Below are 13193 nucleotides of genomic sequence, written 5' to 3' on the forward strand. Positions count from 1 at the left end.
GGCCGGGAAGCGACGGACGGACTGGTCAGGGCGTCCGCGTGGCCTCTTCGATGAGTCGGACCGTGGCGTGGGGGTCGCTGACCTGGACGACGAGGCGGCTGTAGCGTTCGTCGGTCAGTTCGATGACGACGGCCTTCGCTGGATCGCGGACGTCCCAGAACACCCGCTCGCCGTCGTGGTGGAAGGTGCCCGCGACGATGACCCCAGGGAGGTGGGCTCCCGGCGCTCGCAGGCCCTTCGGCTCCTTGACGATCCCCGGGTCGGCGGTCGCGCCCCTGACGTTGACCAGCGGGATGGTGAGCCGGCTCTTCAGTGCCCAGAGCTTGTCCATGCCTTCGATCTCCACGACGAGGGCCTCGCCGTCGACATACACACGTGCCATATCTGTCTCCTCAGATCTCGTGGTGGCTGAGCTGGTGGGCCACTGCCCTGCCGGCTTCGGTGGTTTGCGTATCGGAGGTGCCGGCCCTGGCCCGCAGGCGCAGACCCAGCACGGTGGCGGTCAGCGCGGTGGTCAGTGCCTCGACGCGAGCGGTTCCGTCGGCGCCCGGATGTTCGGCGATCAGGGCGCGACCGAGGGCCTCGTCCATCTCCCGCAGGCACTGGGCGACCACTTCGGCGACCTCGGGATCGACCGGGGCGCGCTCGACCGCGGCCCTCAGGAGCAGGTCGAAGCCGGGTTTCGCCGCGTCGGTGGCGAGTACGCGATGCATCGCCTCGGTGATGTCGCCAGCCGCCGCGACGGCCGTGACGAGTGGTCGCACCTGGTGCTCCACGTGCCAGCGCAGCGCCCTGGTGTAGAGCCCGCCCTTGCTGCCGAAGGTCTTGTACAGGCTGTTGCGATGGACGCCGAGGCTGGCCACCAGGTCGTCGACGGACGTGCCGTCGTATCCCCGCTCGGCGAAAACTCCTATCGCCGCCTGGACAGCTTGATCCTCGTCGAACCCACGTGGTCTCCCCATGTCAGCCACAGTAGCGGGTTTAGGAACGACCAGTCAAGAACGATCGTTCCTAAATTCCGTGGGCCCTGTTCCGCCCCTACCGTCGAGCCCTGGCCCGACGCCGGCTGTCGATCCCGCTCCGGCCGAACGCGTCGGCGCGCCCCCAACGGCCCGGAATGTCGAGCAGTTCGATCCGGCCGATCGCGGCCGGCAGAGCGGGGTCGACCGCGAGGTGGTCCTCGTGCGGATTGAGGCCGAGCATCGTACGGAGGAACAGCAGGGTCGCTCCGGCCGACCAGCCCTGCGGGCTGCAGGCGGTGGGGTACTCGACGGGGTACTTGGTCAGGGGCCGCTCGTAGCCGGCGAACGCTTCGGGCAGCCGCCCGCCGAAGTACTGCGACGCGTCGATGACCGCCTCGGCGATCTGGCCGGCCTCGGTGCGGAAGCCGTAGCGCCACAGGCCCCAGGCGATGATCGAATTGTCGAACGGCCAGACCGTGCCGACGTGGTAGCCGACCGGGTTGTACCGCGCCGCGGTGTCGGCCAGGGTGCGGACGCCCCACCCGGAGAACATGCTCGGCCCGAGGAGGTGCTGGGCGATCCTCTGGGCCCGGTCCGGTTCGACGATGCCGCTCCACAGCAGGTGGCCCATGTTGGATGACATGGCGTCGACCGGCTTGCCGTCGGTGTCGAGGGCGAGCGCGTAGTACTCCCCCTCCTCGATCCAGAAGTCGCGGTTGAAACGCCGTTTGAGGTCGGCCGCCTCGGCTTCCAGCCGGTCGGCGTAGGCGGGGTCGTTCCAGAAGTGCCGGGCCAGACGGGCGCCGCGCAGCTTCGCGTCGTAGGCGTACCCCTGCAGCTCACAGGTCGCGCGTGGCAGTCCGGGCAGCCGGCCGTCCCGGTAGGAGACGGCATCCCAGGAGTCCTTCCAGCACTGGTTCTCCAGGCCGTTCACGGTGTTTCGCCGCTGGTACGAAATGTAGCCGTTGCCCAGGATGTCGCCGTACTCGTCGATCCAGTTCAGCGCCGCGCGGGCCTCGAGCTCCAACTGTCGCACCAGGCTGGCGTCCCCGCTCCACCGCTCGTACTCGTCGAGCAGGATCACGTACAGGGGGGTGGAGTCCGCCGATCCGTAGTAGGGGCTGTGCGGCTGCTCCTCGAACGCCGCCGATTCGCCGTAGCGGAACTCGTGCGCGATCTTCCCGGGTTCCTCGTCGCGGTAGTCGTCCAGCTTGCTGCCCTGCTGGAAGGCGAGGTCACGGAGGACCGTCGAGGCGAGTTCCGGCACGAACGGCAGCGTCTGCAGGCTGATGAAGATGCTGTCCCGGCCGAAAATGGTCATGAACCAGGGCAGCCCCGCGGCCGGCAACCGCCGGGGGAAGGCCAGCGGTGAGTACCGCATCGCGGCCAGGTCGGTGAGGCTGCGCTCGTACGCCGTCTGCAGGGACCGGTGGTCGCACACCAGCTGTGGTGTCTGGACGAGGAAGTCGTCGAGGTCCTGCCGCAGTTGCGGCTTCACCTGCCCCTGGTGGGCGTCCAGGCTGGCCCGGATGTCGAGGCCCCGCGCGCCGCGCACGATCGGGTAGACGTGCAGTTCCGTGCTCCACCTGCCGCGCGGTGCGATCCGGAGGTCGAAGGTCATCCCCGTTTCGTCGACGCGCGCCGGCGAAGTGCTCGAAATGATCGTCTCACGGTGGAAGGTACCTCGTTCGTAACGGAACCGCAGATGACCGTCCTCGACGCTCGTCAGAGTCTTCCCGGTCTTCTGCCGCACGTCCTTGATCTCGAACAGGTCGGCGAAGTCGGTGGCCATCTCCACCCGCAACGTGAGGTGCCGTTCCTCGGTGTCGTGGTTGAGTACCGTCAACTGTTCGCTGAACTCCCGGCAGATCTGCTGCTGCCGGATGACCGAGACCTTCGCGTCGACGTAGTGGGTCGGCTCGCCGGGTACGAGGAAGTAGCGGGTCTCGAAGTACTGCAGGTCGTCCCGGGACAGGGCGTTGAGCGGTTCGCCGTCGACGGTCAGCACCCAGGTCGACAGGAACCGGGTGTCGAACGAGAAGAGCCCGGTGGGAAAGGTCGGCGACGGGTGCAGGTCGCCACGTTCGTCGCTGACGACGAACGTGTTGCCGTCCAGGATGCTGACGCCTCGTTCGCTCATGAGCCCTGTCCTCCTGCACGGGCGAAGTCGCGCGGGTGGTGGGCGCCCTCGGGGCCGGGCAGCAGCCGCTCGAACGACGACAGGAGCGCCAGGTCGCCCTCGACGTTGATCTCGTTGCGCATCAGCGCCGCGTAGAGCTGCGCCCGACCCTGGACCAGCCGGTCGAAGAGCGTCTGGTGGCCCCGGATCACCAGGTCCGGCCGCTGGTCCTGGCGCGACACCTGGGTCGTGCCGTCGCACAACGTTACGAACCAGACATCTGCTCCCGTATCGCGTTCGACTTCCAGCCGGATCGTGCCCCGGGCCTTCATCGTGATCGGTGTGGCCGGGCGCCGGCCCAGCCGGCCGAGATAGTCGGCGGTCGGGTCCCCCATCAGAAACCTCCTTCCGACACCCCCGCGAGCAGCACTGTTCGTACAGCCTGGAACGCCCGGTGGTGAGCGGCCGTCACCCGAAGCGGGTGAAAGTCGCCGGCGGTGTACCCGCCGCGCAGCGGGGGCCGGTCGTCCGGCCGCACCGCTGCCTCCGGGGGGGGTCTGGCAGGTCAGCCGGCGGAGTGGGCGTGACGGGCCGCGCGCTCGGCCAGCCACAGCCACCGACGCTGCACGTCGCCGCTGGTGGCGGCGACCATCGCCAGGGCGTCGCCGCGGACCGCGCCGAGGGCGTCCGCCGTCGCCGTGGGGTCGTCCAGCACGGCCGCGCCGGCGCGGAACGCCTCGGCCTCGGCCGCGCCGCCGAACCGCGGTGCCACCTCCGCGCGCCAGAAGTCCGCCCAGGCCAGGTCCGGGTTCCAGGTGAAGCGCGCGTACGCCAGGTAGCTGATCTCGTTGGTCGGGTGGTACGCCGACGCCTCGGCGAAGATCGTCAGGCCGCGCATGCCCGCCCCGGCGGCCCGGGTCGCCATGTCGGCGTACAGGTCGGGCACCCAGGAGTGCCGCTGCCGGTTCCACTGGGAGCCGGCGTGGGTGCGCAGCACGTTGGTGGTGTGCGGAAGCCCGTCGACGTGGTCGGCGGTGAGCCGGTCCCGGTTGTCGTGCCAGAAACCCCGGTTGACGCAGTACTGGTAGGCCACGTCGTCGGGCAGGTCGGCCAGCGGCTTCTGGGCCTCCAGGTCGAAGATGTTGTCCCAGTAGACCTCGACGAGGTGCCGCAGCGGCACCCCCGCCGGCCCGGTGCGGCGGGCGGTCTCGAGCAGGGTCGGGTAGACCGACCGCATGGCCTCGTACGACCAGGAGGTGCGCTCGCCGCCGGTGCGGGCCGCGCACCTGGCGCAGGCGCAGCTGCCGTAGTCGCCGGTCTCGAAGTTGACGCCGCCGACGGGGAGGGTGTCCAGCAGCCAGTCGACCGCCTCCCGGTGCCACGCCAGGTTGTCCGGCTGGGACGGGCAGGCAGCCATCATGTACTCGCTGGCCGGGAAGTGCAGGTCGCCGAAGTCGTCGATGTCGAACCCGACCTTCTTCGGCAGCTCGGCGGCCAGGTCGGGGCGCTGCCGCAGCCAGGTGGCGAGGTTGTAGCGGTGCCGGCCGTCGAAGTAGATGCCGCCGTAGGCGTTGACGCCGATCCCGGCGATGATCCGTACGCCTCGGGCGTTGGCGTACTCGCACAGCTCGCGGGCCGCCTCGACGCCGCCGTGGGCGTCGCGCAGCAGCCCGTACACCACGATGCCGCCGATCCGCTCCCGGCTGCAGAAGTCGACCAGCCGCCGGTAGTCGGCGCCGAACGCCTCGGCGGGCTTGGCGTACGGGTTCAGCGCGCCGATCTCCTGCTGGCCGAGCTGCCGGAGGTCCCAGTTGGTGGAGTGGTCCCAGGTCCACAGGTTGCGCAGCGGCAGCCGAGGCGCGCCCTCCCGGACGCCCACCGGCACGCCGGCCGGGGTGGCCAGGGCGAGCAGTTCCCGCGCGGCGTAGACCAGGCCGGCGAAGGGGTCGCCGCTGAGCCGGATCTCGCCCTGCTCGGGCACCTCGATCCGGTAGCCGCCCTCGGGCCGCGCCGGGTCGGCCTCGAAGCGGACCGGCACCCCCTCGGGTGTCTCTCCCCACGCCTCGCCCAGGAGCCGGGCCGCGTACGGCGCGGACGCGCTGCCCTGCACCCGGACTCCGGCGATCTGGCGGTACTGCGACATCATGACCTCCCGAGGGACTGCGGGGTGGCGGCGAGGTAGTCGACCACCTCGATGCCGGTCCACACCCGGTGCTGCCAGTACGGATCCTGTTCGACACGGTTGCGGGCGGCGGTGGCGTCGGCGGCCCGCAGGACGAGGACGGAAGCGCCGAGGTCGGCCCGGGCCCCGGCGAGCAGGGCGGTGCCGTCGGCGAGCAGGGCCTCGACGTGGGCGAGGTGGGCCTGCCGGTGCGGTTCCCGGCGGGTGGCGGCGTCCGCGGCGAAGGTGGCCGTGACCAGGAAGGTCGGTTCGAACCTCACGCCTCACCGCCGATGGCCTCGAGCAGCCGCCGCATCGCCACCCGGTAGACCGTCTGCGGCCGGCCCGCGCCGGTGCTGACGTGCACGCCGACCTCCTCGGCGAAGCCGGCGGCCCGCAGCGACTTGAGCAGTCGGCGCGCCGATCGTGCCTCCACCCCGTAGGCGTCGGCCAGGGCCCGCGCGGTCACCTGGTTCGGGTCCATCTGGTGCAGCGCGTCCAGCAACCGGCGGGTCGACAGCGGACCGAGGCGGAGCTGTTCGGAGATCCGCAGGACCTCGGGCGCGGTCTCGCGGAGCCGTTGCTTCACCGGGCTCTCCCGGCTGGAGTAGATCTGCCCGTCGGGGAAGACGACGTGGGTGTCGCCGCTGCCGCGGCCGAGTGCCAGCGCCTTGCGGGCGTTGTCCTCGGCGGCGGCGATGGTGGTGCCGGCACCGAAGCCGACCGTGTGCTCGACGTCGACGCCACGGAGGGTCAGCAGGGAGGCGTGGCCGGCCCGGTGCCGGGCGATGGCGCTCTCGACGGTGCCGCGGGTCGTCGTGATGAGCAGCGTCCGGTCGTCGATCGTGCCCAGCCTGCCCCGCATCCGCTCGGCGTGTTCGAGCAACGCCTCGCGCAGCCGCAGCCGCTCCCGTTCCATCTGGTACGGGTCCTGCTGGCGGCTGGCGGGCTCGGTCAGCTCGATCATCATCACCGCGATCTGGGTGGCGCGGGACTGTCGTACCTCCGCGGCGAGCCACGCCCGGCGCAGGGCGTCCCGCACGGAGGCGCGGGTGTGTTCCACCCGCCAGACCGGCACCCCGCTGTCGGCCAGGTCGCGGTGCACGGCGCCGAGGCAGGTCAGGCACGCCTCGACCGCGCCGGAGGCGTACCGCTCGCGGTGGAAGGCGGTGATCTCGTCGAGGCCGGAGAAGAGCAGGCCGGACGAGTCCGCGATGGGCAGGATCTCGGTCGGCGGGACCAGGTCGATGTCGTGGTACGTCTCGCGGACGATGTCGGCCTCGATGGTGTCCACGCTCACCGTGGGCAGCCGTCCGCCGCTCGCCAGCAGCATCCGCGACAGTGTCCGGTAGAGGTCGATACCGGCGTGCGGCATGTAGTCGATCTCGGCGCGCAGGTCGCCGGCGGCGGCGGCGGCGAACGCGTACGGGATGCGCCCGGTGAAGAGCAGCACCTGGCACAGCTCGTCGAGTTCGCGGGCGAGCTCGAGGGCCTGTTCCGGCCGGGTGTACGTGCGGGCCGTCAGGTCCGTGGCGCGGCCCTCGCCCGCGGCGACCTCCTGCACGAGCCGGATCGAGTCCTCCGGACCGATGATGCCGATCACCTTGCCACCTCCACGTCGTCGCCGTCTCGGGCGGGCTGCTCAGCGGGTGTGGACGGTGCCGACCACACCGTCGCTGACCGGCGACGCCAACAGGACCAGCGCGGACGCCACGTCCTCCGGACGGCCCAGGGCCGCCTCGATCTCCGCGACCCGGCCGGCGTCGGTCCCGTTGGTCCGCGCCTCGTCCAGCGACCGTCGCATCAGCGGCGTGTCGATGTCGCCGGGGCACAGCGTGTGCACGCGGATCCCCTGTGGACGGAGCTGTCGGTCCAATGTGAGCGCCAGGCCGTGCAGTCCACCCTTGCTCGCGCCGTAGGGTACCGAGCCGGAGCCGTTCTGCACGCCCGCCCTGGAGCCCACCAGCACGAGGACACCGGCGCCCGGGGTGAGGTGCCGCACCGCGTGCTTGGCGACGAGGAACGGCCCGGTCAGGTTGACCGCGATCACCTGCGCCCACAGCTCGGCGGTGACCTCCCGGACGTCGAGGCCCTGGCCGCGCATGACGCCCGCCACGTGCAGCACGGCGTCGATCCCGCCCCACTCGGCGGCGACGTCGTCGAGCGCGGCGGCGACCTCGGTCTCGACCGTCACGTCGACCCGGCGGGCGCTGGCGCTCGCCCCGGTGCGCCGGGCCGCGTCGGCGGCCCCGGCCGCGCCGTCGCCGTCGGCGTCCAGCACCGCGACCGCCGCGCCGGCCGCGGCGGCGGCGTGGACGGTGGCCAGGCCGATGCCGGAGGCGCCGCCGACGACGACCACCCGCCGGCCGGCCAGCAGGCCGGCCGGCGGAGTGTCAGCGGTCATCGCGCGACCGTGCGGCGCACGGCATCCACCACGTCGGCCGCCTCGGGGATCACGGCGGCCTGCAGGGCCGGGGCGGCCGGCATCGGCACGTCCGGGGTGGCCACCCGGGCGACCGGGGCGCGCAGGTCGGCGAAGCACTCCGCGGCGGCCCGGGCGGCGATCTCGGCGCCGAACCCGCCGGTCAGGTTCGCCTCGTGGGCGACGACCAGCCGACCCGTGCGGGCCACCGAGGCGGCGACGGTGTCGAAGTCCAGCGGGTTGAGCCAGCGCAGGTCGATCACCTCGGCCTCGATGCCCTCCTCGCTGAGCTGGCCCGCGGCGTCCAGGGACGCCGAGACCATCCGGGACCACGCGACGACGGTGACGTCGGTGCCCGGGCGGACCACGCGGGCGCCGCCGACCGGTTCGACCGGGGCGTCGGTGCGGACGGGGCCGCGGGTCGGGTAGAGCATGCGCGCCTCGGCGACCACCACCGGGTCGTCGCTGACGACCGCGGTGCGCAGCATCTGGTACGCGTCGTCGGGCGTGGCCGGCAGGGCCACCCGCAACCCGGGGGTGTGCGCGAAGTACGCCTCGGGTGAGTGCGAGTGCTGGGCGCAGGCGCCGGGCGAGTAGCCCTGCTGCATCCGGATCACCAGCGGCGCCTTCCACCGCCCGTTGCTGGAGTAGTGGATGGTGGAGATCTGGTTGACGAACTGGTCCATGGCCACGAACGAGAAGTCGGCGTACATGATCTCGGCGATCGGCCGGAGGCCGGTCATCGCCGCCCCCAGGGCCATGCCGAGGAACCCGGTCTCGGAGATCGGGGTGTCGAAGATCCGCGCGGAGCCGAACCGCTTGTGCAGCCCCTTCGTGGCGCCGAACGGCCCGCCGGGCAGGGCGACGTCCTCGCCGAAGTAGACGGTGTCCTCCCGGCTGTCCAGCGCCCAGGTGAGCGCGGCGTTGACGGCCTGGATGTAGCGCAGGGACTCAGACATGGACGTGCTCCTTGACGGTCGCCGGGTCCGGGAACGGCACGGCACGGGCGGCGGTGACGGCGGCCTCCACCTCGGTGGCGACCTCGGCGTCGATCGCGTCGAGCCGGGCGGTGAGCGCGGCGTCGGCGGCCTGCCGGATCCGGGCCAGCGGCTCGCGTTCCCGGGCGGCGGCGACCTCGCCCGCCGGCCGGTAGTGCTGCACGTCGCCGCTGTAGTGGCCGACCAGCCGTTCGGTCATGGCCTCGACGATGGACGGTCCGGACCCCTCGCGGGCCCGGGTCACCGCCTCGGTGACCGCCTCGGCGACGGCGTCGGGGTCGTTGCCGTCCACCACCCGGCCGGGGATGCCGTAGCCGGCGGCCCGCTCGGCGAGCTGGCGGACGCGCACCATGTCCTCGATGCGGGACATCTCGGAGTAGACGTTGTTCTCCACCACCAGCACCAGCGGCAGGTCGAGCACCGCGGCGAGGTTGAGTGCCTCGTGGACGTTGCCCTGGTTCATCGCGCCGTCGCCGATGCTGACCACGGACACCGCGCCGCTGCCGGTGCGCTGGGCGGTGAGGGCCGCGCCGGCGGCGACGGGCACGCCCGCGCCGACGATGGAGTTCTCGCCGAGGAACCACCGGCCCGGGTCGGACAGGTACGGCGAGGCGGCCCGGCCGCCGCAGAGGGCGGAGTCGCGGCCCATCATCTCGGCGAAGAGGCCCACCATGTCCACGCCCCGGGCGATCGCCCAGCCGTGGCCGCGGTACGTGGCGGTCACGTGGTCGCCGTCGCGCAGCGGCCGGCAGGCGCCGACCGGGATCGCCTCCTGGCCGTTGCACAGGTGGATCGAGCCCGGGATCTCGCCGTCGTCCTTGAGGGCGGCCAGCCGCTCCTCGAACCGGCGGATCCGGGCCATGAGCCGATAGTCGTCCGGCAGACCCATCACACCCCCAGTGGTAGTTAGAGCCTTATTCCGGCTCGTTCGTTTTGAAGCCTAGACCAGCGCTGTAAGCCTATGGAAGAGTGCAAGAGCAAGTTTCTGGCCGTTATTGGTCTCTTATTTGGAGGCAGGTATGGAGATCACCGCCGTCGAGTCGGTGGTGCTGGGCGACGCGCACTTCGTCCAGGTGCACACGTCGGACGGGCTGGTCGGCGTCGGCCAGTCCGCCTGCTGGGGCTACCCCACCGCGGTGCACGCCGTCGTGGAGGCGTTCCGCCCGCACCTGCTCGGCGCCGACCCCACCCGGATCGAGCACCACTGGCACCACCTCTACCGGATGGGACCGTTCCGGGGCTCGGTGCTCTCCGCCGCCGTCTCCGCCGTCGACCTGGCCCTGTGGGACCTGCTCGGCAAGCGCCTCGGGGTCCCGGTCTGGCAGCTGCTCGGCGGCCGGGTGCGCGACCGGATCCGGCTGCACCTGCTGCTGCCCGGCACGGGGGCGGAGGCGCTGGCCGCGCAGGCCGCGGCAGCCGTGGCCGACGGCTTCACGGCGGTCAAGTTCGACCCGCTGCCGGCCGACTACGCCGACCTGTCGCTGGCCCGGCTGGTCACCGCCACCGAGGCCACCACCGCCGCGGTCCGCGACACCGTCGGCACCGACGTGGACCTGCTCATCGAGCTGCACCGCAAGCTCACGCCCCTGCAGGCCGAGGCGGTCGTGCCCGCGTTGGCCAGACACCTGCCGCTGCTGGTGGAGGACCCCATCCAGATCGACAGCGTCAGCAGCCAGGCCGACGTCGCCCGCCGCGTGGCGGGGGTGCCGATGGCCAACGGCGAACGCCTCCACAGCATCTGGGAGTTCAAGGAGTTGCTCGCCCAGGGCGGCGCCCAGTACGTCCGCCCCGACCTGGGCCTGGCCGGCGGGATCAGCCACGCCCGCAAGATCGCCGCACTGGCCGAGGCCCACCACGCCGCCGTGGTGAGCCACAACTGTCTCGGTCCACTGCTGACCATGGCCTCGGTGCAGTTGGACGCGGCCATCCCGAACTTCGTCGTGCAGGAGTACTCGCCCCTGGACGACCAGCTCGCCGACGGGCCCGCGCGTGCCTGCGTACGGCGGCAGGGCGGTTTCCTGCCGGTGCCGCAGGAACCGGGACTCGGCGTGACGCTGGACCTCACCGGCGCCACGCCGCTCGACCTGACCGGTCGCCCGTTGACCCGGATCCCGCTGCGCGCCGACGGCTCGGTCGCCTACGCGGTCTGAGTGCTCACCCCCGTGGCCCGGCGGGACGGTCCGCCGGGCCACGGGGGTGCGCGACGCCGCGCTCAGCATCCCGCGGGACGGCCCGCGTGGTGGAAGACCGGGTACGCCCACAGCGGTTCGCCGTCGGCGTCGGCGATCTCGGCGAACAGGTGCGCCAGGGACCGGCTCCAGCGGGCCTGCACGGCGGACGCGCCGGTGACCCGCCGGGCGTGCGGGTGACCGTGCCGGGTCCGCAGCACGCAGATCAGCAGCAGCCCGTGCCGGTAGATGTGGTAGTCGTAGATGCCGGCGTCGTCGAGCAACGCCGACATCTCCGGCCAGATCTCGGCGTGCCGCCGCTCGTACTCCCGCTCCGCCCCGGGGCGCAGCCGGTACAGGTGGCACAGCTGGACCCCGGGCCCGGCCTCCCCCGGCCCGGCCGCCCCGTCCGCACCGGAAACCTCCACCGGCGGGCTCACTTGCCGGAGCCGGCCAGCGCGCCGGCCACCAACTGCCGCTGGAAGACCAGATAGATGATCAGCACCGGCAGCAGCGCGACGATCAGACCGGCGCTGACCAGCGGCACCGACACGTCGTACTGGCCGCTGAGCAGGGAGACACCGACCATCAACGTCTTGCTGTCCGAGCCGCCCATGATGACCAGGGGCAGCAGCAGGTCGTTCCACATCCAGACGAAGTTGAAGATGGCCAGCGCGGCCAGCGCCGGGGTCGCGATCGGCGCCAACAGGCGGAACAGGATGGTGAAGTGGCCGGCGCCGTCCACCCTGGCCGCCTCGATCAGCTCGTCGGGCACCTGCTGGAAGTAACCGGCCAGCTGGTACGTGCCCAACGGCAGGCCGAACGCCGCGTACGCCAGGATCAGGCCCTGGTACTGCCCGGACATGCCCAGGTCCAGCACCGTCTGGTACAGCGGATAGATGATCGCCTGGCTGGGGATGGTCAACGTGACGATGATCAGCAGGAAGACCAGCTTGCCGCCCCGGAAGCGCAGCTTGGTCACCGCGTACGCGACCAGCAGCGCGGCCAGCACCGACAGCACCAGCCCACCGGCGGTGGTGATCAGCGAGTTCAGCAGCAGCCGCGGCATGTCCATCCGGCGGAACGCCTCGAGGTAGTTCTCCAGGGTCACGCCGGCCGGCAGGCCCAGCGGGTCCCGCGCGAAGCCCGTCTGCGTCTTCAGCGAGCTGACGATGGTGAACAGCAACGGGTAGACCGCCGCGACCGCGACGACCACCAGCGCGAAGGTCAACAGGTAACGCCCCAGCCGGGCGGTGGCACGCCGGTTCATCGCGACTTCCGGGTCCCCTCTGTGAACATGTGCCGCACGCTGAGGATCGACAGCAGGGCGACGAAGACGAACAGGGCGATGCCGATGGCGGAGCCGTACCCCCGGTCCAGGAACTGGAAGGTGGTGAGGAAGACCAGGTACTCGGGGAGCATGGTGGCGTCCCCCGGCCCGCCCTGGGTCAGCGCGTAGATCAGCGGGAACAACCAGATCAGCACGCCGGAGGCGCACAGCACGCTCCAGTAGGCGACGGTGGGCCGGAGCATCGGCACGACCACCGAGAACAGCCGCCGCCAGAAGTTCGCCCCGTCGAGGTAGGCGGCCTCGAGGACCTCGTCGGGGATGGTGGCCAGGCCGGCGAGGTACGTCATCACGCCCAGGCCGAACAGGCTCCACAGGGCCACCGCGACGAGCGAGAACAGGGCGCTGTAGCGGCCGTTGAGCCACTCGAGGGCCAGGGGGTCCAGCCCGACCGAGCGCAGGAAGGCGTTGAGCGGCCCGTCCGGGGCGAGGATCTGCCGGAACATGATGCCGACGACGATCGGCGCGATGGTGTACGGGATGAAGTACACGGCGCGGAAGAACTTCCAGCCCGGGGCGCGCTGGTGGATGACCACCGCCAGGACCAGGGGCAGCACGACCCAGATCGGCAGCGTCGCCACCACGAGCAGCGCGTTGCGGAAACTGGAGCGCACCACCGGGTCGTCGAGCATCCGGGTGTAGTTGTCGGCGCCGGCGAAGGAACTGCCACCGAAACCGCTCGACGATTCGAGGCTGGTGACCACGCCCCGGCCGAGGGGCACGAACTTGAACGCGACGGCCAGGGCCAGCGCCGGCAGCACCAGGGCGGCACCCAGCCACCACTCCCGGAGCCGCGCGGCGCGGGCCGGACGGCGTGCGGGCTCGGGCGGGCGGTCCGCGACCACCGGCTCCGACACCGGCGCGGTGGAGATGCTCATCGGGGGTTCCTCTTTCCGGGCGGGCCGGGGGGGGGGGGGGGGGGCGCCCCGCCCCGGGGGGGGGGGGGGGGGGGGGGGGGGGGGGGGGGGGGGGCGGGGGCGGCGGGCGCAGGGGGGGGCCCGTATAGAGGGGGTTG

Annotated in this window: 14 protein-coding genes; 1 reads left to right on the top strand and 13 read right to left on the bottom strand. The window is 72.0% G+C overall.

Annotated features, from left to right (window positions below; genetic code table 11):
- Nucleotides 1–25: 25 nt before the first annotated feature.
- The 10 genes from ABT006_RS09415 to ABT006_RS09460 form a co-directional block, all read right to left on the bottom strand.
- Nucleotides 26–382, bottom strand: coding sequence for a hypothetical protein (locus ABT006_RS09415; protein WP_350704599.1), 357 nt, complete (start codon nt 380–382; stop codon nt 26–28).
- A 10-nt stretch (nt 383–392) separates the two neighbouring features.
- Entirely contained in the window at nt 393–962 is a 570-nt protein-coding gene (locus ABT006_RS09420; RefSeq protein ID WP_350704601.1) for a TetR/AcrR family transcriptional regulator, read from the bottom strand.
- Nucleotides 963–1038: 76 nt separating this feature from the next.
- Nucleotides 1039–3102, bottom strand: a complete 2064-nt coding sequence (locus ABT006_RS09425) for an amylo-alpha-1,6-glucosidase (protein ID WP_350704603.1) — start codon at nt 3100–3102, stop codon at nt 1039–1041.
- The gene (locus tag ABT006_RS09430; RefSeq protein WP_350704605.1) at nt 3099–3476 is read right to left on the bottom strand and encodes an SCP2 sterol-binding domain-containing protein; all 378 of its coding nucleotides are present in this window, start codon (nt 3474–3476) and stop codon (nt 3099–3101) included. Before ABT006_RS09430 ends, ABT006_RS09425 begins: the two co-directional genes overlap by 4 nt.
- 170 nt (nt 3477–3646) lie before the next feature.
- On the bottom strand, nt 3647–5224 hold the full coding sequence (locus ABT006_RS09435; protein ID WP_350704607.1) for a hypothetical protein: 1578 nt from the start codon (nt 5222–5224) through the stop codon (nt 3647–3649).
- Nucleotides 5224–5523, bottom strand: a complete 300-nt coding sequence (locus ABT006_RS09440) for a YciI family protein (protein ID WP_350704609.1) — start codon at nt 5521–5523, stop codon at nt 5224–5226. Before ABT006_RS09440 ends, ABT006_RS09435 begins: the two co-directional genes overlap by 1 nt.
- Nucleotides 5520–6845 carry a helix-turn-helix domain-containing protein gene (locus ABT006_RS09445; protein ID WP_350704611.1) on the bottom strand — a complete coding sequence of 442 codons (1326 nt, stop codon included), beginning with the start codon at nt 6843–6845 and terminating at the stop codon, nt 5520–5522. The genes ABT006_RS09440 and ABT006_RS09445 overlap by 4 nt, the downstream gene beginning before the upstream one ends.
- Before the next feature lie 39 nt (nt 6846–6884).
- Nucleotides 6885–7646, bottom strand: coding sequence for an SDR family NAD(P)-dependent oxidoreductase (locus ABT006_RS09450; protein WP_350704612.1), 762 nt, complete (start codon nt 7644–7646; stop codon nt 6885–6887).
- Nucleotides 7643–8623: an alpha-ketoacid dehydrogenase subunit beta gene (locus tag ABT006_RS09455; protein ID WP_350704614.1), complete on the bottom strand. Its 981-nt coding sequence runs from the start codon at nt 8621–8623 to the stop codon at nt 7643–7645. Before ABT006_RS09455 ends, ABT006_RS09450 begins: the two co-directional genes overlap by 4 nt.
- The gene (locus tag ABT006_RS09460) at nt 8616–9551 is read right to left on the bottom strand and encodes a thiamine pyrophosphate-dependent dehydrogenase E1 component subunit alpha (protein WP_350704616.1); all 936 of its coding nucleotides are present in this window, start codon (nt 9549–9551) and stop codon (nt 8616–8618) included. The genes ABT006_RS09455 and ABT006_RS09460 overlap by 8 nt, the downstream gene beginning before the upstream one ends.
- Before the next feature lie 130 nt (nt 9552–9681).
- On the opposite strand from ABT006_RS09460, the gene ABT006_RS09465 reads away from it, so the two are divergent.
- Nucleotides 9682–10812 carry a mandelate racemase/muconate lactonizing enzyme family protein gene (locus tag ABT006_RS09465; protein WP_350704618.1) on the top strand — a complete coding sequence of 377 codons (1131 nt, stop codon included), beginning with the start codon at nt 9682–9684 and terminating at the stop codon, nt 10810–10812.
- 62 nt (nt 10813–10874) lie between these two features.
- Here ABT006_RS09465 and ABT006_RS09470 read toward each other — a convergent pair whose 3' ends face one another.
- From ABT006_RS09470 to ABT006_RS09480, 3 genes are read right to left on the bottom strand one after another with little or no spacing between them, the layout of a single operon-like run.
- A complete protein-coding gene (locus tag ABT006_RS09470) occupies nt 10875–11258 on the bottom strand; it encodes an L-rhamnose mutarotase (protein WP_350704619.1) in 384 nt (127 codons plus the stop codon).
- Nucleotides 11259–11266: 8 nt separating this feature from the next.
- Nucleotides 11267–12100: a carbohydrate ABC transporter permease gene (locus ABT006_RS09475; RefSeq protein WP_350678952.1), complete on the bottom strand. Its 834-nt coding sequence runs from the start codon at nt 12098–12100 to the stop codon at nt 11267–11269.
- A complete protein-coding gene (locus ABT006_RS09480; RefSeq protein ID WP_350704621.1) occupies nt 12097–13056 on the bottom strand; it encodes a carbohydrate ABC transporter permease in 960 nt (319 codons plus the stop codon). The genes ABT006_RS09475 and ABT006_RS09480 overlap by 4 nt, the downstream gene beginning before the upstream one ends.
- Nucleotides 13057–13193 lie beyond the last annotated feature (137 nt).

It is taken from the genome of Micromonospora sp. NPDC002717 (genome assembly GCF_040295705.1).
Taxonomy (GTDB): Bacteria; Actinomycetota; Actinomycetes; order Mycobacteriales; family Micromonosporaceae; genus Micromonospora.